Consider the following 25,171-nt stretch of genomic DNA (forward strand, 5'->3'; position numbering starts at 1 on the left):
CGGGGGGCCCACACGATGCTGTTTCTCATGTTCCGGCTCGGTGCGGATCGCTACGTCCTCGATGTCGAGCAGGTCGAGGAAGTACTGCCCTTTCTCGAGCCGACGCTTCTGCCGGGGGCGCCGCACGGCGTCGCCGGAGCGATCAATTATCGCGGGCAGGCGGTGCCGTTGCTCGATCTGAGCGTGCTGGCGCTTGGCCGGCCTTCGGCAGCGGTGATCAGCACCCGCGTGATCCTGATCCGCTATCCCGTCGAGGGTGGCGAGACCCGCCGGCTCGGCCTTGTCGCCGAGCGGGTGATCGAGACGGTGTCGCGCGATCCCGACGACTTCGTGCCGTCCGGCGTCGATGCCGGCATGCCGCCTTATCTCGGCCCCGTCGCGTCGGATGCCGAGGGGGTGATCCAGCTGGTACGCGCCGAGGCCCTGCTGCCGGTCCAGCTTCGCGAGATCCTGTTTCGCAAGCTTCAGGCGGGTTCCTGATGCTGGGCGCCATCGAACAATTGCTCAAGGACGAGATCGGCCTCAACAGCCAGTCCGTCGGCCTGTCGGTGATCCGGTATGCGCTGAGGGAGCGCATGACCGCGACCGGCATCGCCGACCAGCATGAATACTGGTCTGTCGTCACCCGCTCGCGCAGCGAGCTGCAGCAGCTGATCAATGCCGTCATCGTGCCGGAAACCTGGTTCTTCCGCGATCGCGACGCCTTTGCCGGCATGACCAGCTATGCCCGCGCCCACATCCCCCGGCGGCGACCGATCCGGCTCCTCAGCCTGCCATGCTCGACGGGCGAAGAGGCTTATACGATGGCGATGGCGATGTTCGACGCCGGCTATGGCGCCGACGACTTCACCATCGAGGCCCGCGACATCAGCTCGCGCAATCTGGAGCAGGCGCAGCTCGCGCTTTATGGCCGCAACTCGTTTCGCGGCACCGATCTCGCCTTTCGCGATCGCTATTTCGAGGCCGTCATGGAAGGGGGGTACCGGCCGAACGCGGCCGTGCTCGGGCGGGTCCATTTCAAGCTCGCCAACCTGCTCGATCCGCCCGAGGCGGCCGACCTGGGCGGCTACGACATCGTGTTCTGCCGCAACCTGCTGATTTATTTCGATCGCCCGACGCAGGACCGCGCGCTCGACCGGCTGGAGCAGTTCCTGGCGCCGGGTGGGCTGCTGCTGGTGGGCCCGGCCGAATCGGCGCTCCCGATCGCGCGCGGCTTCGCCTCGGCGCGACTGCCCATGGCGTTTGCCTTTGTGCGCGCGCCGAAGACCAAGGCGGTCCAGCCGCCCCGCGCCCCGGTACCGGCCGCGCCGCTTGCCATGCCGGTCGCACGACCCGTCGTCCCCCAGCGGCCGGCGCCGGCTAAAAAAACGCCGGCGGTGAGCCGGCCTTTGCAGCCGAAGGAAAGCCCCGCGCCGGATCCGCGGGTCGCCAGCCTGGCGTCGATCGAGCGGGCGGCTGATCGCGGACGGCTGGCCGAGGCGCGAGAGGCGGCGCTGGCGCATCTGGCGCAGTTCGGCCCGTCCGCCGATGCCTTCTATCATCTGGCCCTGGTGCAGGATGCCGAAGGCAAACTGGCCGAGGCGATGCAGAACTATCGCAAGGCGATCTATCTGGCGCCCGATCATCGCGAGGCGCTGGCGCAACTGGCGCTGCTGCTGCAGCGGCAGGGCGATAGGGCCGGAGCCAGGGCCGTGAACAGCCGGCTCGACCGGATGGCGAACAGGAGCGGCAACTGATGTCGGACACTTCCGATCGGAAGGCGGACGAGGCCGGGATGGTGCATCCGCGCCGGCGCGACCGCCAGGCCTATGAGGCAATCGCGCGCGCCCTGCTTGATCGGCCTCTGCCGCCCGAGTACCGCGCCGAATGGGCTCGTCACTTCGCCGGTGAGAAGCCGATCGACGCCGGCGTGGAGGCAGAGCGCGCTGCCGCCGTGATCTTCCGGATCGGGGAGGAGTGGCTGGCGCTCTCGACCGCCGTGTTCAAGGAGGTGGCAGAACCGCCCCGGATTCACAGCCTGCCGCACCGGCGCACCGGCATCGTGCGCGGCATTGCCAATGTGCGCGGCGAACTGCTGGTCTGCATTTCCCTCGCGACCCTCCTCGGCATCGACAAGAACGCCGCCGTCGAGCGCGGCGACCGCAGCCTGCATTTCGAGCGCATGGTGGTGATCGGCCGCGCCAACGGCCGCATCGCCTTCTGCGTGCACGAGGTGCACGGCATCCATCGCTACGACAGCGGCGCGCTCACCGCGGTGCCCGGCACGGTCGGCCAGGCCGGGTCGTCGTTCACCAGCGCCATGCTGGCCTGGGAGGGACGCAGCGTCGGCCTGCTGGACGAGGCCAGGCTTCTCGACGCCATCGATCGGAACATTGCATGAGCGGCGAGGATTTCAGCCAGTTTTCCATGCTCGACCTGTTCAAGGCCGAGCTCGAGACGCAATCCGAGGCGCTGACGACGGGCCTGCTGGCGCTGGAGCGCAACCCGGTCGCCGCCGATCACCTCGAAGCCTGCATGCGTGCCGCCCATTCGCTGAAGGGGGCTGCTCGCATCATCGACCTGACGCCCGCCGTCGAAGTGGCGCATGCGATGGAAGAGTGCCTGGTGGCGGCGCAGCGCGGCAAGATCACCCTTCGCCACGACCATATCGACACCCTGCTGCGGGGTGTCGACCTGCTGGTGGCGATCGCGCTTTCCGAAAGTCCGGACGCCCCGCGCATCAAGGCGGACATCGCCCAGTTCCAGCGAACGCTGGAGGCGGCGGTTGCGGCGACCGGCGAATCCGCCATGCCGCCGGCCGAGGCTCCGGCGTCGAACCCGGTCAAGCCGGTGACGATCGAGCCTCCGGCGTCGCCGGCTCCGACCGAGCCGGTGGGCAGTGCCGGGTCTGCCGGCGCCGAGCGCATGGTGCGGGTGACGGCCGAAAGCCTCAATCGCCTGCTCGGGCTTGCCGGCGAGTCGCTGATGGAGGCGCGTCGTCTCCGCCCGTTCAATGACAGCCTGCTTCGCCTGAAGCGGCTGCAGGCGGACGCCGCGCGCGCCTTCGAGGATCTGCGCGCGGCGCTGGCCAGCACCGCCGAGGAACGGACGCAGCTCGCCTTTGAGGAAGCGCACCAGCGGCTGCTTGCTAGCCACGCCTTTCTCGCCGCGCGGCTGGACGAGATGGATTCGATCGATCGGCGCGCCACCGATCTCGCCAATCGGCTCTATGACGAGACGCTGGAGAGCCGCATGCGCCCGTTTGAGGATGGCGTTCGCCACTTCTCGCGCACGGTGCGGGATCTGGGGCGCAGCCTCGGCAAGCAGGTGCGGCTGGAGATCATCGGCGGTTCGACATCGATTGATCGCGATATCCTCGAACAGCTCGAGGCGCCGCTCGGGCATTTGCTGCGCAATGCCGTCGATCACGGCGTTGAAATGCCGGAAGAGCGCCTTGCCGCCGGCAAGCCGGCCGAGGCGGTCGTGCGCGTCGAGGCCTGGCACAAGGCCGGCCTGCTGCAGATCATCGTCGCCGACGATGGACGCGGCATCGATCTGGAGGCGATCCGCGCCGCGGTTCAGGCACGCAAGCTGACGACGGCCGAGACCGCCGCTCATCTGAGCGAGGTGGAACTGCTCGAATTCCTGTTCCTGCCGGGCTTCTCGATGAAGGCCGATGTCAGCCACATCTCTGGTCGCGGCGTCGGGCTGGATGCCGTCCAGGCGATGGCGAAGCAGGTTCGTGGCCTCGCCAGCGTCGCCTCCCAGCTTGGCAGCGGCACCCAGTTCCAGCTGCAATTGCCCCTGACGCTCTCGGTGATGCGCACGCTGCTGGTCGAGGTCGACGGCGAACCCTATGCCTTTCCGCTGGCCGGCATCGTGCGCACCCTGGCGCTGTCGCGCGATGCGATCGAACTGCTGGAGGGACGGCCGCATTTCCGTTTCGACAACCGGCAGCTCGGCCTGCTGACGACGCATGAGGTGCTGGGGCGCGGCGAATCGCATCCGCAGGACGGCGACCTGCCGGTGGTCGTCGTCGGCGATCGCGTCAACCTGTACGGCATGATCGTCGATCGCTTCCTCGGCGAGCGCGAACTGGTGGTCCGGCCGCTCGATCCGCGGCTTGCCAAGGTCAAGGATATCAGCGCCGCGGCCCTGATGGAGGATGGCTCGCCGGTCCTGATCCTCGATGTCGCCGATCTCGTGCGCTCGGCAGAGAAACTGGCGGCGGCTGGCGGTCTGCGCACGCTGGAGCGGGGCGGTGCCAGCGCCGATGCCCGCCGCCGCAAGCGCATCCTCGTCGTCGACGATTCGCTCACCGTGCGCGAGCTGGAGCGCAAGCTGCTTGACTATAGTGGCTATGAGGTGGACGTCGCCGTCGATGGCATGGATGGCTGGAACGCGGTCCGCTCCGACAATTACGATCTCGTGGTCACCGATATCGACATGCCGCGCATGGACGGAATCGAGTTGGTGACGCTGATCAAGAAGGATGTCAGGCTGCGAAGCCTCCCCGTCATGATCGTCTCCTACAAGGATCGCGAGGCGGATCGCGTCCGGGGGCTCGATGCCGGGGCGGACTACTATCTCACCAAGGGCAGCTTCCATGACGAGACGCTGCTCAACGCGGTCAGGGACCTGATCGGAGAGGCGACGGAATGAACGCGGATAGCGGACTTCGTCCATGAGGATCGGCATCGTCAACGACCTGCCGATCGCCGTCGAGATCCTGCGGCGCGTGCTCGCCGGCACGGGAGAGCACCAGTTGGCCTGGGTCGCCAGGAACGGCGCCGAGGCGGTGGCGCAATGCCGGCTGGACCTGCCGGACCTGGTCCTGATGGATCTCACCATGCCGGTGATGGACGGCGTCGAAGCGACGCGGCAGATCATGCTGGCGACGCCCTGTCCGATCCTGCTGGTGACGGCAAGCGTCGATGACAACGTTCCGGGCGTCTATGAGGCGATGGGCCATGGCGCGCTCGATGCCGTCGACCTTCCCTCGATCGGGCTCCACACCGGCGGTTCGCTCCACGCCGCGTCGCTTCTGGCCCGGATCGCCACCATCGGCCGGCTGATGCAGCATCATCCCGTCTCGCAGCCGTCGCCGATGGCCGTGCGGTCCAAGGCGGCTTCGCCGCCGGCGCTGGTGGCGATCGGCGCCTCGGCTGGGGGGCCCGCCGCCGTCGCCGCCGTGCTCGGCAGACTGCCGGCGGATTTCCCGGCGGCGCTGGTGCTCGTGCAGCATCTCGACGCGCAGTTCGTCGCCGGCCTCGCCGACTGGCTGGGCCAGCATACGAAATTGCCGGTGCGCGCGGCGCGCGAGGGCGAGAGGCCGCAGCCGGGCACGGTCCTCGTCGCATCGACCAGCGACCACCTGGTCTTCAAGACGAGCCATGAACTTGGTTATAGTCCTCAGCCACGCGATCAGCTCTATCGACCTTCGGTGGATGTCTTCTTCGAAAGCGCGGCAAGGTGGTGGCAGGATTCTCTGATCGGGGTCCTGTTGACCGGCATGGGGCGGGACGGAGCGATCGGTCTCAAGAAGCTGCGCGACCGCGGGCATTTGACCCTGGCGCAGGATCAGGCGACAAGCGCTGTCTACGGCATGCCGAAGGCGGCCGCCGCGCTGGGCGCCGCCGTTGAAATCCTCCCCCTCGATTTGATCGCGCCGCGTCTGGTTGACGCGTGCATGCGAGGCAATACTGAAAAGGCGATCCCATGAAGGGCGAACAGGACACCGCTCCGCAATCGACGCCGCCACCCGCCGACAACTACATGGCGCTGGTGCTGCTGGTCGATGATCAGGTGATGATCTGCGAGGCAGTCCGGCGCATGCTGGCCAACCAGTCGGACATCGATTTTCATTACTGCACCGATCCCCTGGAGGCTCTATCGGTCGCGGACCGGGTCAAGCCGACCGTGATCCTGCAGGATCTGGTGATGCCGGGCATCGACGGCATGGAACTGGTCCGCCATTACCGGCAGAACGCGCCGACCCATTCCGTCCCGGTCATCGTGCTGTCGACCAAGGACGATCCCGTCATCAAGAGCGAGGCCTTCCAGGCCGGCGCCAATGATTATCTCGTCAAACTGCCGGACCGGGTCGAGCTGATCGCCCGCATCCGCTACCACACCCGCGCCTATCTCGATCACGTCCAGCGCGACGAGGCGTATCGCGCGCTGCGCGAGAGCCAGCGACAGCTGATGCGCGTCAATCTGGAGCTGGAGCGGCTGACCCGGATCGACGGGCTCACCGGCCTCGGCAACCGGCGCTATTTCGACGAATATCTCGCCGCCGAGTGGCGTCGCGGCCTGCGCAACCGCGCCGCCATCTCGGTGCTGATGATCGATGTCGACAATTTCAAGCGCTACAATGACGCCTACGGCCATCTTGCCGGCGATGAGGTACTGAAGCAGGTGTCGTCCGTGCTGCAGGCGGGCGCCAACCGCTCGACCGATCTGGCGGCGCGCTATGGCGGCGAGGAATTCGTCATCGTGCTGACGGACGTGACGCCGGCCGGGGCGAGCGTGGTGGCCCAGCGCATCGCGCAGGGTGTGCGCGATCTCGCCATTCCACACGGGGAGGGCAAGGTCACGGTCAGCATCGGCGTTGCGACCATGATCCCGGGCGGCGACCCGGACGAGCTCGTCAATGCCGCAGATCTCGCCCTGTTCCGTGCCAAGGCGGCCGGGCGCGACTGCATCGTCCTGCATGAGCCATCCGCCGATTCCGGAAGTGCGGATTCGCAGACCCAAGGGGAAGCCTAGCCGGCGTATTTCCCGCGGGGCGATGCGGAATGGTCTCGCCAACACCTTGCGCGGGGCCGCAAAATTCTTTTTCCTGTCGGCAAAGGGCGCCTTCGCTCCGACAGGATCCATCTCATGGCCTTTGACTACATCATCGCCGGCGGCGGCTCGTCCGCCTGCGTCGCGGCGACCCGCCTGGTTCGCGATCATGGCGCCCGCGTCCTGCTGATCGAGCGCGGCCCGTCGCATTATGCGAAGCTGATGCGGATGCCGGCCGGCTACATGAAATATCTCGGCCGCGAGGACTTCCTCGAAATGCACCACACGGTCGAGCAGCCGCGCCTCGGCGGCCGCGGCCCGATCGTGCCGCAGGCGAAGGTGCTGGGCGGCGGCAGCTCGGTCAACGCGATGGTCTATATGCGCGGCCAGCGCGACGATTACGACCATTGGGACGCATTCCTCGGCGGCAACACCGGCTGGAGCTATGCCGACCTGCTGCCGCACTTCAAGGCGCTGGAAAAGAACCAGAAGTTCAACGACGCCTATCACGGCATCGATGGCAGCCTGCTGGTTTCCGATCCGGGCCAGCTCTGCGAGATGACGCGCGACTACATCCTCGCCGCCCAGGGCGCCGGCATTCCCTACAATCCCGATTTCAATGGCGCCCGCCAGAACGGCGTCGGCGTCATGCAGCACACCATGGGCGTGGTCGACGGCAGGATGCGCCGCAGCGACGCGGTGTTCTCCTTCCTGTCGCAGGTGATGGATGACAAGAAGCTGACCGTGGTCACCGATGCGCTCGTGACGCGGATCCTCACCGAGGGCAGCCGAGCCGTCGGCGTGGAATATGTGAAGGATGGCCAGCGCGTCGAGGCGCGGGCGGAGCAGGAAGTGCTGGTGGCGACCGGCACCTACAATACGGCCAAGCTGCTGATGCTGTCCGGCATCGGCCCCGCGGCGCATCTCAAGGAGCACGGCATCGCGGTCCATACCGACCTGCCCGGCGTCGGCCAGAACCTGCAGGATCATCATGAAGTGCCGGTCATCGCCACGACCAAGCGGGCGAGCGGCTATTTCGGCGAGGACAAGGGCTGGCCGATGCTTCGCAACGGCCTGCAATATGTGCTGTTCGGCACCGGGCCGGTGACCACGACGGGCATCGAATCCTGCCTGTTCTACGATCCGGACGGCGGCGACCGCCCGACCGTGCAGCTCTATTGCGCGCCGATCGTCTATCTCGACCGCGACGTCACCGACATGCAGCCGACGCATGGCGTCACCCTGACCTCCTGCCTGCTCCGGCCGAAGGCGCGTGGATCGGTCCGGCTGCGCTCGGCCGACCCGGCCGCCAAGCCGGTGGTCGATTGCAACTTTTTCGGCGATCCCGACGATCTGCGCCTGACCATCGCCTCGATGCGCTTCGCCCGCGAACTGCTCAAGACCGAGCCGGTCGGCTCCAACATCAAGGGCGAGTTGCTGCCGGGCGCCGACAAGCTCAGCGATGCGGAGCTTTCCGCCTTCTGCGCCAAGACGGTGAAGACCAATTATCACCCCTCCGGCTCGGCCCGCATGGGCCGCGACGACGACCCGATGGCGGTACTCGACACCCGGATGCGCGTGCGCGGCGTCGAGGGGCTGCGCGTCATCGACTGCGCGGCGATCCCCTTCATCCCATCGGCCAATACCAACGCCATCGCGCTGGCGCTCGGCAACAAGGCGGTGTCGATCCTGATGAACGAGACGGTCGCGCCTGCGGTGCTCGATCGCTAGCGGAAATCCAGAGCATGCCGAGTCGCCTGCTGGCCCGCTCCATCGATGCGTCGCTCCATGTCACGCATCGCAAGGCGACCCGCGCCTTTCGCGCCGAAATCGGCCAGCCGCCCCGCGTCGCACTGCCGGTCAGCTATAGCGACAAGATGTTCTGGCGCCGGGTGTTCGACCGCAACCCGGCCTTCATCGCCCATTGCGACAAGCTGCAGGCCAAGCGCCTGTTCCAGCAGCAGGACGTCGCGGTGGCGGAAGTCTTGTGGCAAGGCACGGACCCGGCCGATCTGCCTGCCTCGCTGCGGGATGCGGACGTTGTCGTGAAGATGAACGCCGCCTGCGACCGCAACTGGTTCTTCCGCCATCGGCGTAGCGACGCGGCGCTCTTCCTCGCCACCTGCCAGGGGTGGCTGCAGCAGACCTTTGGCGTCGAGGCGCTCGAATGGGCCTATGGCGTGGCGCCGAAGCGCCTGTTTGCGGAACGCATGATCGCTCCGGATCCCCGCGCCATCGACGAGATCAAGGTCCATCTCTTTTCCGGCGAGGTGTTCTACGCACTCATCTACCGGGGCGAGAAGACCGAGGACGGAAGGTCGGGCATCTTTGATGCGGCGGGACGCCGGCTGCGGGTCACCAATTCCACCGTCGCGAAGGATCCCGGCCGCGCGCTGCCAGCGCAGTACCGCGTGCCGGATTGCTATTCTCGCGCGCTCGCCGTGGCGCGGCGCATGGCGGCGGGGACGGACTATCTTCGGGTCGACTTCATGGTGGTCGATGGCAAGCTCTATGGCGGCGAGATCACTCCCTATCCCTCGGCCGGCTTGATGACCAATTCGGATCCCGCCGTGCTGGCGCAGATGGGGCGTTGCTGGGATCTCCGACAGTCGTGGTTCCTCGCCACGCCGCAAACGGGGTGGCGCGCCCTCTACCAGGCCATGCTGCGCCGGCATGTCGAACGGCTGGGTGTCGATCCGATTCCGGAGCTCGCCTGAGCCACCTGCTTCGTCCTCGTCCGGCCGCCGCAACGACCGCTTGATTGGCGGCGCGACTTCCGCTTGAACGGTAGCGGCGCCGCGCGGGCGGCGGCCGGAATCGCCCGGATTCCGGCGATGAGAATTCGGGGAAGCAATGCGCATAGTCGTGCTCGGCGCCGGGGTGATCGGCGTGACGACGGCCTGGTATCTGGCCGAGGCCGGTCACCAGGTCACGGTGATCGAGAAGAACCCTTCGGCCGGGCACGGCACCAGCTATGCCAATGCGGCGCAGATCTCGCCGGCGCTTTCCTCGCCCTGGGCCTTTCCCGGCCTCATCGGCAAGGCGGCGTCATGGATCTTCGCCAAGCATGCGCCGCTGATCGTCAGCCGCATGCCGGATCTCGCCATGAGCCAGTTTCTCTGGCGGATGTGGCGCGCCTCCAGCCTCGAGCAATATCTGGCTGCCAAGCGCAACATGGTGCGGCTCGCCGAATATTCGCGCGATTGCACCGACGCGATGCGGGCCGAGATCGGCATCCAATATGACGGCCGCCAGAAGGGGCTGATCGTCGCCTTCCGCGAGGCGGCGCAGGCGGAGGGCTATCGTCGCGATCTCGCCGTGCTCGACGAACTGGGCGTGCCCCATCGCAGCCTTGGCCGCGACGACCTGCTGTCGCTGGAGCCCAACATCGATCCCACCAGCGGGGTGGTCGGTGGCGTGCTGCTGGAGACCGACCAGACCGGCGACTGCTTCCTGTTCACCCAGGCGCTGGCGGCGCGATGCGCGGAACGGGGCGTCGCCTTCCTCTACGGCCAACCCGCCGAAAAGCTGGTCATCGAAGGTGAGAAGGTTATCGGCATCGTTGCCGGGGCTGAGACGATCGAGGCGGATGCCGTGGTCGTCGCGCTTGGCATCTGGTCGAAGGGGCTGCTGGAGCCGCATGGCATTCCCGTGCCGATCTATCCGGTGAAGGGCTATTCGCTCACCATCGACGCGCATTCGGATGCCGTCGGCCCGGTCAGCACCGTCTCGGACGAATCGATGAAGGTCGGCCATACCAATCTGGAGAACCGGATCCGCGTCGGTGGTACGGCGGAACTCGCCGGCTATGATTTCTCCCGGCCGGAGAAGCGCTATGAGGGGCTGATCGCCTCGCTCCGCATGCTGTTCCCGAAGGTGCCGCAGGCGGCGATCGATGCTGCCGAGCGCTGGTCGGGCCTGCGCCCCGTCACGCCGGACGGCCCGCCGCGCATCGGCCGATGCCGCTATCCCAATCTCTATCTGAACAGCGGCCACGGCACGCTGGGCTGGACCATGGCCTGCGGCTCCGGCAAGGCGCTCGCCGACCAGATCTCCGGCCGGCCCACCGAGGTCGATATCGCTGCCTTCGCACCGCGCTAGAGTGGGCCTTTCTGCTGCAGGCGCTGTTCGGCTCGGACGTTGTCTGCTGGGGGCATTATGGCGCGGTCTGCGAGCCGACCGGGAAGCCGTGCCGGTGTTTCACGTGTGACACTCGCCGGGTTTGACTTTCCTGCCAGTGTGCTTATGTCTTGAGCACCATGTTGAGCCACTCGACCTTTCGCCGTTTCCTGCACCACGCAGGTCTTCTGATCGCGGGCCACTAGCCCCGGGTTCGGCGTGCGCTTTCGCCCCGGACACGGGGCTGCTGCCAGCATGACTGCTCATTCAATCCATTCCCTCCGACTCGGTCGCCATGCATGATTGCGCAAGGAGATCGCGGAAGCCGTCACCGCCCTTCGCCGCCGAGCGCCGTGGGAAGGGCGGCCCCTGCATCGGATCATTCCCGGGACGATCGCCGCATGAGCGCGAGACGTCCCTGTCCAAATTTGGAGACCATCGCCATGACCACCCGCAGCGCCAGTCGCGCGAAGCCCAGGATCACCATCCTCGCTGCCGACCACGAGCGGCTTTCGACGCTCGCCCGCGCGGCGACGCACACGGTTCCCGATGTCGCGGCGGTGCTGACCGAAGAGCTGGACCGCGCGCGGATCGTCGCCGATGGCAAGCGGGCCCATCCCTTCGTGCGCATGGGCCATGAGGTCGAGTTCCGCGACGATACGGCCGGAACGGTGCGCAAGGTGACGCTGGTCTATCCGGAAGATGCCGATATCGGCCAGGGTCGCATTTCGGTCCTGACCCCGATCGGCGCGGCGCTGATCGGTGTCGGCGTCGGCGAATCGATCAGCTGGGAAACCCGCAACGGCGATATCAAGCGGCTGACCGTCCTGCAGATCGGCAGCACCGAGGCTGCCGCCTGATGCGGCGTCGGGCCTATCCAGGTCGCGGCCGGGCGTTGCCATGAACGATTGGCTGCAGTCCTTCATCGATCTGGTCGCCCAGCATCCGCATTGGGCGGGCCTGCTCGTTTTCGTCATGGCCATGGCGGAGTCGATCGCGGTCATCGGCATGTTCGTGCCGGGGACGGCGATCCTGATCGCCATCGGAGCGGTTGTCGGCCTGGGGGATCTGCCGCTCTGGCCGGTCCTGCTCTGGGCGACGCTCGGCGCGGTTGCTGGCGATGGCGTCTCCTACTGGCTCGGCCATCGCTACAAGGAGCGGATCCGCGCCACCTGGCCGCTCCGCGAGCGGCCCGAGCTGTTCGACAAGGGCGAGGCGTTCTTCCATCGCTTCGGCGCGATGAGCGTGGCGATCGGCCGGTTCGTGCCTGGCGTGCGCGCCGTGATCCCGGTAGTGGCCGGGGTCGTCGGCATGACGCCCCTGCGCTTCTACGTCGTCAACATTCTCTCGGCCCTGGTCTGGGCGCCGGCCCACATCCTGCCCGGCGCGGGCATGGGCTTGGCCCTCGGCGTACTCGGTTCGATCGCCGGACGGCTGGTGGCCCTCGTCGTCGGCGCGCTGATTCTGGCGGGCTTTGTGATCTGGGCGCTTCATCTCGGCATACGCTGGATCGCGCCCAGCCTCGCCCGGCGCTATCGCCGTTTCGTCGTCGGCTGCAAGCGGCGCGGCACATGGCTCGATCGCGCCGTCGTCTATGTCCTCGATCCCGACGATCCCGGCACCTCGACGCTGCTCGTCATGGGCATTGCGGCGATCGCGCTGGCGCGGGCCTTTGTCGGCCTTGCCGAAGACGTCTTCATGCGCGAACCGATCACCCGCATGGATGCCGCGATCTCGACGCTGGTGCAGGGCTGGCGCACGCCGGCGCTCGACAAGGCGATGATCGCCATCACCATTGTCGGCGACGGTGTCGTCATCACGGCCGTGCTCCTTGTCGCGGCGCTCTGGATCCTGTCGCATGGCAAGCGCAAGCTGGCCGGCGGCCTGGTCGTGACCCTGGCGCTGGCGGCGCTGTCGGTCCCGCTCCTGAAAAGCGTGCTGCTCATTCCGCGACCGATCGATCTCTATTCCGGCGCCGATGCCTTCAGCTTCCCGAGTGGCCATGCAACCTCCACCGCCGCGCTCTATGCCTCGATCGCCTGGCTGGCGACGCATAATACGGCGCTACGCTGGAAGATCGTCGGCTTCGGGCTCGCCGGGCTGCTGATCGCGGCGGTCGCCGCCTCGCGCGTCTATCTCGCCGCGCACTGGCCTTCCGATGTGCTGGCCGGCCTGACGCTGGGATCGGCGCTGGCGGCGATCTACGCGCTGGTGTTCCGCCGCACGGATATCCACGCCATGCAGCCCTGGCGGTTCGCTGCCGTCGTCTTGGTGGCGCTCGGGGTTGCAGGCGGCGTGCGGATCTTCCTGCATTTCCCGACCGCGCTCGAGGCCTACCGGCCGCGCATGCCCGAGACGACGCTGGTCGAGGCCAACTGGCTCGACGGCGGCTGGAGCACGCTGCCGGCGCAGCGCTGGGAGCTGGACGGCTCCGAGGGCGGCGCGCTGCCGCTGCAGGCCGATGTCGAGATCGCGGCATTGCGCGCGGCGCTGCTCGCCACCGGATGGCAGGAGGCGCCGTCGGGCGACACCGTCGCCATGGCGCGGTTCCTGTCGCCGGATGCGACGCTGGCGCAACTGCCGCCCCTGCCGCTCACCCATGTCGGCCGCTTCGCCGCGCTCACCCTGGTGCGCCCGCTCGGTCCCGATAGTCGGCTGGTGCTGCGCTTCTGGCCGACGACGACTGTCGCCGTCGACGACGCGGCGCGGCATCCGATCCACCTCGGCGCGGTGACGCGGGAGACGATTCGCCATCCGCTGCGTCTCGTCACGCTGCTGCATGACGAGGAGTATCCGCCCGGAGAGCAACTGGCTGCCATTGGTTCGCTCGCCGGCATCGACGTCCAGCCTCGCAGCCTCGGCGACCGGCGGGTCCTGCTCCTGGCCCTGCCGGCGCCGGTCGCGCCTATGCCCCGCGGAGAATCGTCTGGCGGTACAGCGCCTTGAAGCGTTCGGCATCGACCTCGGTGCAGATCTTGTGCGACGGCCGGTTGTCCCAGTCGCCGGGCGGGAAAGCGTAGCCATCCGGCTTCTGGATGGTCTGGCCGATCGCCATGCCCTCGGTGATGACCCGGATCGCGCCGCTTCGCGTGGTGAACAGGGTGGGATCGATCAGATAGGCCACGGCGGAGGAATCGTGCACGAACATGTTCGGCACGCCGGCCGCGTGGTGGAAGGCGACATAGAAGCGGGTGATGTCCCAGATGAACTGGCCGGCTTCGCCGCCATCGTGGGCCAGCGCTTCCAGATACTCGGTCGTGAGCTGCGTGCGTTGGGTGACGTCGAGTCCGACCATGGTGATCGGCCAGCTGCCGCCCGTCACCTCGTCGGCGGCGAGCGGGTCGCCGATGATGTTGGCCTCGGCCGCCGGCGTGACATTGCCGTGATTGCCATGGAAGCCGAAGGCGCCACCCATGATGACGACCTGTTTGACGAGGCCGGCGATCTCCGGGTCCTCGCGCAGTGCCAGCGCCAGATTGGTCATGCGGCCGACCGCGACGATGGCGATCTCGCCCGGGCTTTCCCGCACGAGGTCGATGATCAGCCGGTGCGCCGGGCGCGGGTCGACCGTCTTGGCGATGGTGTCGGGCAGCGGGATGTCGCCCAGCGCGTTATGGCCATGGACGTAATGCGGCGGCTCGCCGGCGGGGCCGACCAGCGGCGTGGCCGGGCCCTGCGCGACGGGAACGTCGATGCCGAAGCGCTCGGCCAGGTAGAGCGCGTTGCGCGTGGTGGTTTCGGTCGTGCCGTTGCCCAGCGTCGTCGTGATGCCGACGAGCTCGATTTCCGGCGCGTGGTGCAGGAAGAGCAGCGCCATCGCGTCATCGACGCCGGGATCGGTGTCGAAGATGACCTTGATCGTGTTCATGCGGGGAATTTCCTTTGGCTGTCGGTCCCGTCCGGCCGGGATGCGGCGGTCGGGCAAGAAGGGAAGGGGTGGCGCCTTCGCAGGGGAATCACGCCCGCGCCAGCTGGCGCTGGCGGCGGCGGGCGTGGACGACGAGGGCGATGACGGGAACGAGATAGGGCACCGTCTGCATCAGCTCGCTGGGCAGGCCAGCGCCCTGTAGCGCGATCGACGCGGCCTCGGCGAGGCCGAGCAGCAGCGAGGCGAACATCGTGCCCGAGGCGCTGCCATGGCCCATCACCTCGGCGGCAAGCGCGATGAAGCCGCGCCCGGCGCTCATGTTCTGCGAGAACCAGCTGACATAGCCCATAGACAGAAATGCGCCCGCCGCGCCGGCGAAGACGCCGGACGTCACCAGCGCGCCGATCTGCACGCGACGGACATTGATGCCGGCAATGGCCGCCGATTCCGGATTTTCGCCGACCGCGCGCAGCCGCAGCCCCATCGGCGTGCGCATCAGGAACAGGCCGACCCCCGGCACCGCCAGGAAGGCGGCATAGGTCAGGATGTGATGGCCGGAGAGTAGCGTGCCGAGCACGGGGATGCCGGCGATGACGGGGACGGTGAGATGGGGCAGGACCTTGCTCGACAGCGAGCCCGACATGCCCTTGTCGCCCGTCAGCATGAAGAGCAGCAGCGTCGTGCCGGCAGCCGCCGCCATGTTGAGCGCGATGCCGGACAGGATGAGGTCGGACTTCAGGACATGCACGGCGAAGGAAAGCAGGGCGCCGAGCAGGCCGCCGGCGATCAGGGCGGCGAGGAAGCCGAGCGACGCGCTGCCGGTCGCGGCGCTGACCACGACGCCGGCGAAGGCGCCGGTGAGCATCATGCCCTCGACGCCGATATTGAGCACGCCGGCGCGCTCGGAAATCAGCACGCCGAGGGCTGCGAGCAGGATCGGCGTGGTGACGCGCAGGATGGCCGGGATGAATGTGATGAGGGAGGCGAGGTCGAAATCGGTCATGCGACGCTTCCTTCGACGGCCTTGGTGTCCTGGGCCTGGCCGGCGGCCGGCTTCTTGCCCGTGACAAGACGGATCAGGCGCGGATTGCGCATGATCGCCTGGGCGGTGACGACGACAAGGACCAGGGCCTGGATCAGCCCGACCGCCTCGCTCGGCACGTCGAAATTGCGGGCGATCAGGTCGCCGCCGACCTGCAGGTAGGAGAGGAACAGCGCGGCCGGGATCAGCAGGATCGGGTTGTCGCGGGCGAGGATCGCCACGACGACGCCGGTCCAGCCATTGCCGGGCAGCGACTGCCAGGAGAAGCGCTGGTAGAGGCCGAGCATCTCGATGCCGCCGGCCCCGGCGGCGATCAGGCCGCCGATCACCTGCGAGCGCAGCAGGATCGAGCGGATCGGCAGGCCGAGATGGGCGGCGAAGCTCGGATTGGAGCCGACGATGCGCGCCTCGAAGCCGGCCCGCGACATGAACAGGTAGACGGCGCCGAGGCCGCAGGCGGCAAGCGCGACCAGCGTGCCGAGATGGATGCGGGTGCCGGCGATCAGCTTCGGCAGTTTGGCCTCGGCCGGGATCCTGAACGACACCATGGCGCCGGCGGCGGGATCGCGCAGGAAGTAGTTGACGACGAACAGGCCGATGAACAGCGCGGCGAAGTTCAGCATCAGCGACGAGACCAGTTCCGACGCCTCGTAGCGGGCGCGCAGATAGCCCGGCACCGCGCAGACGCTGGAACCGACGACGGCGCCGACGAGAATGCCGACCGGCGCCATGGCGAAGGCGGGCAGCGGCACCAGCAAGACGGTCGCCACCGTGGCGAGGCCGCCGAGGAAGAACGCGCCCTCGACGCCGAGATTGAACATGCCGGCCCGGAACATCACGGCGACGGCGAGCCCGCACATCATCGCCGGCGTCGCCATCTCGACGATGTTGCCGGTATGGCGGGGATTGCGGAACGGGCCGAACACGAAGGTATCCAGCACGGCGAGCGGATCGGGGAGGCTCAGGGCGATCGGCACGAGCACGATGCCGACGACCAGCACCAGCAGGACGGCGGTGATGACGAAGGACGCGAAAGCGGAGCGGATCATGCGGCGCTCTCCAGTCCGAGCATGTAGGGGCCGAGCCGTTCCGGCGTCAGGCCGGGTTCGTTCTCCAGCCGGGCGACGATGCGGCCGGCATAGAGAATGACGATGCGGTCGGAGAGGGTCAGCAGTTCGTCGAGGTCGGCGGTGATCAGCAGCACCGCTCCACCCTTGGCGGCGAGTTCGGCGAGCCGCTCATGCAGGAAGGCGGCGGCGGCGACGTCGATGCCGCGCGTCGGCTGGTCGGCGATCATGAAATGTGGCTCGGTGGCGAATTCGCGCGCCGCGATCAGCTTCTGCGCATTGCCGCCGGAAAGCGCCGATAGCGGTGCATTCGGGCCGGGGCAGCGCACTTTGTAGTGCACGATCATCTCTTCCGTCCGCGTCTCCATCGCCCGGCGCTTCAGGAAGGGGCCGGTCGAGAAGGCGGCAAGGCGATGCGCGCCGGCAATGGCGTTCTCGACCAGCGTCATGCGCTTGGAGCCGCCATCCTGGAACCGGTCGGCCGGCAGGTGGGCGAGGCCAAGCCGGCGCAACGCCGCCGTGCCGAGCCCGGCGGTGGGCTTGCCCTCATAGGTGATGGCGCCGGTCGTCGGCTGGGCGCGGCCGGTCAGCAGCGAGACGAGGCCGCGCTGGCCGCTGCCGTCGACGCCGGCGACGCCGAGGATTTCGCCGGCATGCACGGTGAGATCGATGCCCTCGAGGCGGTCATTGGCGTCGCGGGCTTTCAGATGCACGCCGGAAACCACCACGCGCGGCGTGCCGGAAACCCGGCCGCCGCGCTTCAGCGCCGGGCCCGCTGCCTGGCCCATGACCAGCCGGGCGATCGCCTCGTCGTCGATGGCGGCCAGCGGCGCGTCGCCGGCAAGCTTTCCCGCGCGCAGCACGGTGACATGGCTGGCCAAGGCGCGTACCTCGCGCAGCTTGTGCGAAATGAAGAGGATGGTGAGGCCCGCGGCGCGCATGTCGCGCAGCCGGTCGAACAATTCGTCGGTCTCGGGCGGCGTCAGAACGGCCGTCGGCTCGTCGAGGATCAGCACGCGGACGTCGCGCGACAGCGCCTTGAGGATCTCGACCTTCTGTTGCGCCGCCACCGACAGCGTGCGCACCGTCGCGTCCGGGTCGACGGCGAGATTGTAGCGCCGGGACAGTTCCTCGACCCGGCGGCGCGCGGCCACCCGATCCAGAAACGCACCCCGGCGCGGCTCCTGCCCCAGAACGATGTTCTCGGAGACGGAGAGCGAGGGCACCAGCGAGAAATGCTGGTGCACCATGCCGATGCCCTTTTCGGCGGCGATACGGGGCGAGGGGATCGCCACCGCCTCGCCATCCAGCAGGATCGAACCCGACGTTGGCTGCTCGAGGCCGAACAGGATCTTCATCAGGGTCGATTTGCCGGCGCCATTTTCGCCGCAGACGGCATGGATGACGCCGGGCCGGATCGCGAACGACACGTCGTCGAGCGCGAGGGTGCCGTTGCCATAGGTCTTGGAGATGCCGGCAAAGGCGATAAGGGGCCGATCGGTCATGCGACCTCCAGGGCTATCGGGCAGGGCTTCGGAACGAAGGCTCAGGGGCGAACGCTGTCGCGCAGCGCGTTGAGCTTGTCCGTCTCCAGGCCGAAGGCCGAGGTGACCTTGATCGAACCGTCGATGATGCCGGCGCGGGCCGTCTCGATCTGCTTCTTCAGATCGTCGGAGGCGAGCGTCTTCATGTTGCCGGTCTCGACCAGGCCGACGGCATTTTCCGCCAGGCCGATGGCCTCGACCTTGCCGACCGGCAGCTTGCCTTCGAGGAACAGGTCGTAGGTGCGCAGGATCGACACGTCGATGTTCTTGACCATCGAGGTCGCCACCTTCGCGGCCATGGCCGGGTCGCTCTCCCTGAAGATCGCTTCCTGGTCGGAATTGACGCCGAGCGCCCATTTGCCGACATCCTTGGCGGCGGCGAGCTGGCCGAGACCGGTCAGGCCGGCGACGTTGAAGCCGATCGCCGTGCCGGTGCGGTACTGCGCCAGCGCCAGTTCCTTGCCCTTGGCGGCGTCGTTGAACGAGCCGGCATAGGAGATCGCCACCTTGATGTCCGGATTGACCGACTTCGCGCCTTCGACATAGCCGGTGAGGAAATCGTTGATGACGGGGATGTCCATGCCGCCGAGGAAGCCGATCGACGTCCCTTGGTCGGCGGGAATGGTGCCGTCCTTCAGCAGGCCGGCAGCAAGGATGCCGGCGAGGTAGGAGCCCTCGTTCTGCTTGAAGACGACGGAATAGACATTTTCGTAGCCGCCCTTGTCATAGGGCATGACGCCGTCGACCAGCACATAGGTCTGGTCGGGATGGTTCGGCGCCACTTCGCTCAGGATGTCGGCGATCTCGAAGGTCGAGGAGAGGATCAGGTCAAAACCCTGTTCCGAGACGTCCTCGAAGGTCGGCAGCCACTTGGTCTGGTCCGTGCCCATCTCGATGACCTTGGTCTCGACCGCGTCGCCGTATTTCGCCTTGATCTGCTTCATGCCCGCGGCGCCGAGATCGAAGAAGGATTTGTCGCCGAGATTGCCGTTGACGAGGAAGACCACCTTCTTCGGGCCATCGGCCAGGGCGGCGCCGGTCGAGGCGGCGAGGCCGAGCGTCGCCGTCGCGACGGAGGCTAGAAGAAGGGCGGAAAGGCTCCTGCGGGTGATGTGCGCCATGATCTCGATTGTCCCTGCTGTTGTTCGCTCTGGTTCGGGCTCATCTTTTTGAGAGGTCGCCATGGCCCGGATGACGACCGAATAGAAATCGGTTAAACGTTTTCCATGAGCTTAATCGAGGCTGTCCGTGCGTCAAGCCGATTTCTCAGGCGCGCATCGCTGAAGAAGCGGGCAGGGGAGGATGCGGCGATGCGCCCCTGGCTGTCGAACGCACTGGACAGGCGGCGACGAGACGGCATGATCGCGCGGATGGGGTGGCGGATATGAGTACGATCAAGGACGTAGCGGCCCGGGCGGGCGTATCGATCGCCACGGTTTCGCATTACATGAACAAGACCAAGGCTGTCAGCGAGGCAACGGCCGAGCGCATCGGCAAGGCGATCGCCGAGCTTGGATACAGCAAGGATTCGATGGCTGCCTGGTTCAAGACGGCCCAGGTTCCGGTCATCTTCCTGGCCACGCCGCATGCCGACACCTCGTTTTTCGATGACGTCTCGGCGGCGATCGAGGCGCGCTTCGAGCGGCACGACCTGAGTGTGTTGCGGGTGCAGCTCGCGACGCTGGAAAAGATGCGGCGCGGCGGCGCCCTGGCCTCCCTGCTGCAGCGCGCGGCCGGCGTCGTCGTGCTGGGCCATTCCGATGAATGGATCGAGGACGAGGCGACGCTGGCGGCGCAACTGCCCAGTGTGATGCTGAACTGGGACCGATTGGCCGAGTTTCGCGAGCAGGGCCTGGTCGAGCATCTCGACCTCGGCGCCGAGATGGCGCTGACCTATCTGGCCGAGCGCGGCCACCGCGACATCGGCCTGATGACCGGCCCGAGCCTGCCGCGCGCCCAGGGATTGCTGGCCGGCTCGCGCAAGGCCGCCGCCCGCCTCGGCCTCAATCTCGACCCGCGCTGGATGGTCGAGACGGGCTATGACTTTCTCGATGCGCGCGACCGGGCCCGGGCTATGCTCGAGACATCGCCCCGCCCGACGGCTGTCTTCACCTATGGCACCCAGTTCGGCTTTGGCGTGCTGCAGGCCGCCTACCAGCTCGGCATCAATGTGCCCGGCGACCTCTCGGTGCTGAGCTATATCGACTGCAAGCAGACGGAACAGTGCGCGCCGCGCCTGACCACGGTATCGCCCTCGATCCCGCAGATCGCCACCCATGTCGTGGCGCGGATCCTCACCCTGATGACCGATCCCGAGGCGAGCGACGTCACCTCGCTCGACGTCGAGCTGACCGAGCGCGACAGCGTGCGCGCGATCTTAGTGTCTGGCCCCTGATGCAGAGTTGAAGGTGAGGTACTATCTCGAACCTCCCCAGCAGCAGGGCCCGAAGCCTTCCTTCACCTCTCCGTGAGGGAGAGGTAAGGCGCAGCGCGGCTTGAGCGGGAAGGCCCGCTTGTCGCATTGCGGGCCAGCCACTGAGACGACGGCCGCCGACGCTATTTGACGCCGAGCTGGCGCAGGCGCTCGTCCATGTAGGATTCGGCCGTGTAGCGCTCCGACAGCACCACCTCCGGGCGCGGTTGCAGGAACAGCGGGATCGAGACGCGCGAGCGGCGGGCGCCGTCGCCGGACGGGTTCACCACCCGATGCGTCGTCGATTTGTAGAAGCCGCCGGAAGCCTCCTGCAGCATGTCGCCGACATTGATCACCAGCGTGCCGAAATCGGACGGGACGTCGGCCCATTCGCCGGTCGCGGTCCGCAATTGCAGGCCGCGCTCGTTCGAGGCCGGCAGGACGGTCAGCAGGTTGATGTCCTCATGCGCCGCCGCCCGCACGGCGCCGGGCTCTTCCTCGCCGGTCAGCGGCGGATAGCGCAGGATGCGCAGCAGGGTCGCCGGGCTGTCCTCGATCATCCTGGCGAGCGGCATCGAGAATTTGGCGCTTACCTCCGGCGGCGTGTGCGCCTCGACCCAGGAGAGCAGCTCGCCGGCGAATTCGCTGGCCAGCGCGTAATAGCGCCGCGCCGCATCCGATACCTCGGCCGGATAGCGCCCCCAGGGGAAGACGTGGAAAAATTCCTTGAGGTCGCGCTTGGTGTTGCCCTTGGCCGTCTCCGAAACCGCCGAGGAAAAGAAACCGTCATGCTTTGCCTTGTCGAAGGCATAGGCGTGCTTGGCGTCGCCGTTAAAGAAGTCGAGCCATTCGGCATAGACCTCCTCGACGAGCGCCTGGGGGATCGGGTGGTCGCGGACGACGCCAAAGCCGGTGCGGTGCAACGAATCGGTAAACAGAGCCGGCGCGGCGGGATCCTTGTAGGAGACAGCGGCGACGCCATCCTGGCTGGCCGTCGGGTCGATCGTATCCATGCGCGAGATCCCTCCTGGATAAACGTTTAACTCTCCGGCTCCACGCCGATTTCTGCAGCTTGCGTCGGCTCTCGCATTTCGACAAGCGGGAAAATCGGGCCGGCATTTTCCCGCAATGCCGCGCTTGCCTTCGCGCCTGTTCGACAGCCGCTTCCCGCCGGCGTTGCGACGCTTGTCGAGCAGCCCTGTGGACCCCGTGCAACAGCGGTCCCGAATGGTGGATTGTCGGTCCCGCTCAAACCATTCGTTAACGCTGTTCTTCGTATTCCTGAGCGACCAGCAACGGTCGGCCAGACCGCGTACCAGGGTCAGCGACAAACATGCGTTCTTCCAATCGGCCTCCCAATCCCATCGCCTTCATTCCCGCCGAACCGGCCGTGCCGAATTCGATGGATCGGGAGGCGCCCCGCTATTCCACGTCGTCCCGCGCGCCGGTAGCGCCTCCGGTTCAGCCGGCGCACCAGCCCGCGCCGTCCGCGACGCGCGACGCGCCCGTGCTCGGCCCCGATGGCGAGCCGCTGCCCACCTGGCTGCAGCCCTTCACCGCCGGCATGAACGCCCGCTTCACCCGCACGCCCGACTATCTGCGTCGCCCGCGCGGCCCGGCATCCGAAGAGGAAGACGTCGACGCGCCCGAGGCCGCGGCCCCGGTGGAGGTTGTTGCCGAAACAATCGAATCGTCCGTCCCCGAGGCGGGCGAGCCGATCGCGGCCTCGGTCGAGGCGCTGGTCGAACTGGCTCCGCCCCCGCCGCCGGTCGAGGCTGCGGCCTCGGAAGCCGACGCCCATCAGGCCGAGATCGCGGCCGCATCGCGGCCCACCAACATTCGCCGGCTCGAGCGCCTGATCCAGGTCGGTCGCGCCGTGCCGCCGCCGCGTGCCATCGGGCTTGAAGAGGCGCCCGTCACCGCGCCGCGCAGTCCGGCCGCCGATCTCGCGCCGGGCCGGGTTTCCCGTCCGGTCCGCCCGGAGCCCAAGGCCGAGGCGCCGGCAGCGCCCGTCCCTGCCGAGGTAAAGCCGGAAGCCGTCACGGCCCCTGTCGCCGCGGCGCCCGTCGCAACCGTCCCGCACATCGTCGCCCCGATCCTGCGTACACCCGAAACCCTGCTGCCCGGCTTCGTCCAGGCCTCGGTCCAGGTCTGGTTCGAATGGCCGATCTGGGTCACGCCCGTGCAGAGCCTGAGTGCCCGCTCGCGCGAAACGCGCCGCCTGCGCCGCGAGAGCTTCCTTGAATCCGCCGCCAGCGAGCCGGTGGAGGCCGTGCCTTCGCAGCCCGCGCCGACGCCTTCTGTCGCGATCGTCCCGGACAGCCAGCCCGCTCCGGTTCGCGCCGAGACGGTGGTCAGCTTCCATGCCGGCGAGTACGAGCTGCCGCCGCTCGAACTGCTGGCCGAGCCGCCGGTCACCGAGCCGCCCTTCGAGCTCTCGGCCGAATATCTCGACCAGAACTCGACCTTCCTGCAGCAGACGCTGCGCGATTTCGGCGTTCGCGGCGAGATCATCGACGCCAATCCCGGCCCGGTCGTCACCCTCTATGAGCTGGAACCGGCGCCCGGCACCAAGTCGAGCCGCGTCATCGGCCTGTCCGGCGATATCGCTCGCTCGATGAGCGCGGTGTCGGCCCGCGTCGCCGTGGTCGAAGGCCGCAACGTCATCGGCATCGAGCTGCCCAACCAGACCCGCGAGACGGTCTGGCTGCGCGAACTGATGGCCAGCCAGGATTTCGCCGAAGCCAAGGCCAAGCTCGGCCTCTGCCTCGGCAAGACGATCGGCGGCGAACCGGTGATCGCCGATCTCGCCCGCATGCCGCATCTGCTCGTCGCCGGCACGACCGGCTCGGGCAAGTCGGTCGCGATCAACACTATGATCCTGTCGCTGCTCTACCGGCACCGCCCGGAAGAATGCCGCCTGATCATGATCGATCCGAAGATGCTGGAGCTCTCGGTCTATGAGGGCATCCCGCATCTGCTGACCCCCGTCGTCACCGACCCGAAGAAGGCGGTCACCGCCCTGAAATGGGCCGTGCGCGAGATGGAGGAGCGCTATCGCAAGATGTCGCGCCTCGGCGTGCGCAACATTGACGGCTTCAACGTCCGCGTCGCCGAGGCCCGCGCCAATGGCGAGGTCATCACCCGCACGATCGATACCGGTTTCGACCGGACGACGGGCGAGATGACGCAGGAAGAGCAGGTCATGGACCTGACCCATCTGCCCTTCATCGTCGTGATCATCGACGAGATGGCGGATCTGATGATGGTCGCCGGCAAGGAGATCGAAAGCGCCGTGCAGCGCCTGGCGCAGATGGCGCGCGCCGCCGGCATCCATCTGGTGATGGCGACGCAGCGTCCCTCGGTCGACGTCATCACCGGCACGATCAAGGCCAACTTCCCGACCCGCATCTCCTTCCAGGTGACGTCGAAGATCGACAGCCGCACCATTTTGGGCGAGATGGGCGCCGAACAGCTGCTCGGCCAGGGCGACATGCTCTACATGGCCGGCGGCGGCCGCATCACCCGCGTGCACGGCCCGTTCGTCAGCGATCTCGAGGTCGAACATGTCGTGGCGCATCTGAAGCGGCAGGGGCGTCCGGAATATCTCGACGCCGTCACCGCCAGCGACGAGGAAGCCGACGAGGCCGCCCCGGCCGAGGAAGACGTGGCCGTGTTCGACAAGAGCTCGATGGGCGAGGAAGGCGGCGACGCCTATGAGCAGGCGGTGGCCGTGGTGCTACGCGACCGCAAGGCCTCGACCAGTTACATCCAGCGCCGTCTGCAGGTCGGCTACAACCGCGCCGCCTCGATCATGGAGCGGATGGAGCAGGAAGGCATTGTCGGCCCCGCCAACCACGCGGGCAAACGCGAGATCTTCATGGAGCGCTAGGGGAACGTCATTTCCCGGGTCTCTGCACCTACACCTTCAAACGGCGGCCCTCGGGCCGCCGTTTCTGTTTGGCGGCCTCCTTCTCGATCGCCCCTTATAAGGGACCGCCGGTGGCCCACTCTCTGCATCATCCTGAGGAGCCGCCGCAGGCGGCCTCGAAGGACGCACGATCCGGCATCAGTCGCCTTGCAAGGCCGGAGCCGGAAGTTCGCTCGCCCGTCTCCGGCTTCGCGGGCCCTTGATCCAGTCAATCGAGCCGTCCCGTATCGGCGGTCCCTGGTGGACGCATCGTTCCTTAACGAACGTTAATCTTTTCAGGCGCTTAGCTGTATCCGGCGGGATCCCGCGGTTTCCAGCGTCCGTGCGCTTGCCTTGTCCACAGGGTTTGGTGCGGCTTTCGGGATCTGGTTCGAATTGTTCGGATTTGGATTGACGGTTGTTGGGTTGGGGCCTATAACCCG

At 67.4% G+C, this 25,171-nt stretch carries 19 protein-coding genes; 13 read left to right on the forward strand and 6 right to left on the reverse strand.

Features of this window, described 5'->3' with window-relative positions; genetic code table 11:
• Positions 1 to 15 precede the first annotated feature (15 nt).
• The 11 genes from OSH10_RS22415 to OSH10_RS22465 all read left to right on the forward strand — a co-directional run bounded on the left by OSH10_RS22415 (position 16) and on the right by OSH10_RS22465 (position 13,830).
• On the forward strand, positions 16 to 480 hold the full coding sequence (locus OSH10_RS22415) for a chemotaxis protein CheW (RefSeq protein WP_266334916.1): 465 nt from the start codon (positions 16 to 18) through the stop codon (positions 478 to 480).
• Complete coding sequence (locus OSH10_RS22420) at positions 480 to 1,736, forward strand: CheR family methyltransferase (protein WP_266334918.1); 1,257 nt, start codon at positions 480 to 482, stop codon at positions 1,734 to 1,736. The genes OSH10_RS22415 and OSH10_RS22420 overlap by 1 nt, the downstream gene beginning before the upstream one ends.
• The gene (locus OSH10_RS22425) at positions 1,736 to 2,380 is read left to right on the forward strand and encodes a chemotaxis protein CheW (RefSeq protein ID WP_266334920.1); all 645 of its coding nucleotides are present in this window, start codon (positions 1,736 to 1,738) and stop codon (positions 2,378 to 2,380) included. The genes OSH10_RS22420 and OSH10_RS22425 overlap by 1 nt, the downstream gene beginning before the upstream one ends.
• Positions 2,377 to 4,641 (forward strand): hybrid sensor histidine kinase/response regulator, encoded by a 2,265-nt coding sequence (locus tag OSH10_RS22430; protein WP_266334922.1) that lies wholly within the window; start codon positions 2,377 to 2,379, stop codon positions 4,639 to 4,641. Before OSH10_RS22425 ends, OSH10_RS22430 begins: the two co-directional genes overlap by 4 nt.
• Before the next feature lie 22 nt (positions 4,642 to 4,663).
• A complete protein-coding gene (cheB, locus tag OSH10_RS22435) occupies positions 4,664 to 5,701 on the forward strand; it encodes a chemotaxis response regulator protein-glutamate methylesterase (RefSeq protein ID WP_266334924.1) in 1,038 nt (345 codons plus the stop codon).
• On the forward strand, positions 5,698 to 6,747 hold the full coding sequence (locus tag OSH10_RS22440) for a GGDEF domain-containing response regulator (RefSeq protein WP_323181658.1): 1,050 nt from the start codon (positions 5,698 to 5,700) through the stop codon (positions 6,745 to 6,747). The genes cheB and OSH10_RS22440 overlap by 4 nt, the downstream gene beginning before the upstream one ends.
• A 114-nt stretch (positions 6,748 to 6,861) precedes the next feature.
• Positions 6,862 to 8,496: a GMC family oxidoreductase gene (locus tag OSH10_RS22445; protein WP_266334926.1), complete on the forward strand. Its 1,635-nt coding sequence runs from the start codon at positions 6,862 to 6,864 to the stop codon at positions 8,494 to 8,496.
• Positions 8,497 to 8,510: 14 nt separating this feature from the next.
• Positions 8,511 to 9,482 carry an ATP-grasp fold amidoligase family protein gene (locus OSH10_RS22450; RefSeq protein WP_266334928.1) on the forward strand — a complete coding sequence of 324 codons (972 nt, stop codon included), beginning with the start codon at positions 8,511 to 8,513 and terminating at the stop codon, positions 9,480 to 9,482.
• A 136-nt stretch (positions 9,483 to 9,618) separates the two neighbouring features.
• Positions 9,619 to 10,866 carry a D-amino acid dehydrogenase gene (locus OSH10_RS22455; protein ID WP_266334930.1) on the forward strand — a complete coding sequence of 416 codons (1,248 nt, stop codon included), beginning with the start codon at positions 9,619 to 9,621 and terminating at the stop codon, positions 10,864 to 10,866.
• A 461-nt stretch (positions 10,867 to 11,327) separates the two neighbouring features.
• Positions 11,328 to 11,744 (forward strand): nucleoside diphosphate kinase regulator, encoded by a 417-nt coding sequence (gene rnk, locus OSH10_RS22460; RefSeq protein ID WP_266334932.1) that lies wholly within the window; start codon positions 11,328 to 11,330, stop codon positions 11,742 to 11,744.
• Positions 11,745 to 11,784: 40 nt separating this feature from the next.
• Positions 11,785 to 13,830, forward strand: coding sequence for a bifunctional DedA family/phosphatase PAP2 family protein (locus OSH10_RS22465; protein ID WP_266334934.1), 2,046 nt, complete (start codon positions 11,785 to 11,787; stop codon positions 13,828 to 13,830).
• On the opposite strand, the gene OSH10_RS22470 is transcribed toward OSH10_RS22465, so the two are convergent.
• The 5 genes from OSH10_RS22470 to OSH10_RS22490 form a co-directional block, all read right to left on the reverse strand.
• The gene (locus OSH10_RS22470; protein WP_266334936.1) at positions 13,790 to 14,752 is read right to left on the reverse strand and encodes a nucleoside hydrolase; all 963 of its coding nucleotides are present in this window, start codon (positions 14,750 to 14,752) and stop codon (positions 13,790 to 13,792) included. The genes OSH10_RS22465 and OSH10_RS22470 overlap by 41 nt on opposite strands.
• An 88-nt stretch (positions 14,753 to 14,840) precedes the next feature.
• Positions 14,841 to 15,755, reverse strand: a complete 915-nt coding sequence (locus OSH10_RS22475) for an ABC transporter permease (protein WP_266334938.1) — start codon at positions 15,753 to 15,755, stop codon at positions 14,841 to 14,843.
• Positions 15,752 to 16,843 (reverse strand): ABC transporter permease, encoded by a 1,092-nt coding sequence (locus OSH10_RS22480; RefSeq protein ID WP_266334940.1) that lies wholly within the window; start codon positions 16,841 to 16,843, stop codon positions 15,752 to 15,754. The genes OSH10_RS22475 and OSH10_RS22480 overlap by 4 nt, the downstream gene beginning before the upstream one ends.
• A complete protein-coding gene (locus tag OSH10_RS22485) occupies positions 16,840 to 18,366 on the reverse strand; it encodes an ABC transporter ATP-binding protein (protein WP_266334942.1) in 1,527 nt (508 codons plus the stop codon). Before OSH10_RS22485 ends, OSH10_RS22480 begins: the two co-directional genes overlap by 4 nt.
• 41 nt (positions 18,367 to 18,407) lie before the next feature.
• Positions 18,408 to 19,526, reverse strand: a complete 1,119-nt coding sequence (locus OSH10_RS22490) for a BMP family ABC transporter substrate-binding protein (protein ID WP_266334944.1) — start codon at positions 19,524 to 19,526, stop codon at positions 18,408 to 18,410.
• Between the two features lie 263 nt (positions 19,527 to 19,789).
• Here OSH10_RS22490 and OSH10_RS22495 point away from each other — a divergent pair, with 263 nt between their 5' ends.
• A complete protein-coding gene (locus OSH10_RS22495; protein ID WP_266334946.1) occupies positions 19,790 to 20,800 on the forward strand; it encodes a LacI family DNA-binding transcriptional regulator in 1,011 nt (336 codons plus the stop codon).
• Positions 20,801 to 20,961: 161 nt separating this feature from the next.
• Here OSH10_RS22495 and OSH10_RS22500 read toward each other — a convergent pair whose 3' ends face one another.
• A complete protein-coding gene (locus OSH10_RS22500) occupies positions 20,962 to 21,831 on the reverse strand; it encodes a 2OG-Fe(II) oxygenase family protein (protein WP_266334948.1) in 870 nt (289 codons plus the stop codon).
• Between the two features lie 320 nt (positions 21,832 to 22,151).
• Here OSH10_RS22500 and OSH10_RS22505 point away from each other — a divergent pair, with 320 nt between their 5' ends.
• Positions 22,152 to 24,710: a DNA translocase FtsK gene (locus OSH10_RS22505; protein ID WP_266334950.1), complete on the forward strand. Its 2,559-nt coding sequence runs from the start codon at positions 22,152 to 22,154 to the stop codon at positions 24,708 to 24,710.
• Positions 24,711 to 25,171: the final 461 nt, after the last annotated feature.

This window comes from Kaistia defluvii (assembly GCF_026343955.1).
GTDB classification, from domain to species: Bacteria; Pseudomonadota; Alphaproteobacteria; order Rhizobiales; family Kaistiaceae; genus Kaistia; species Kaistia defluvii.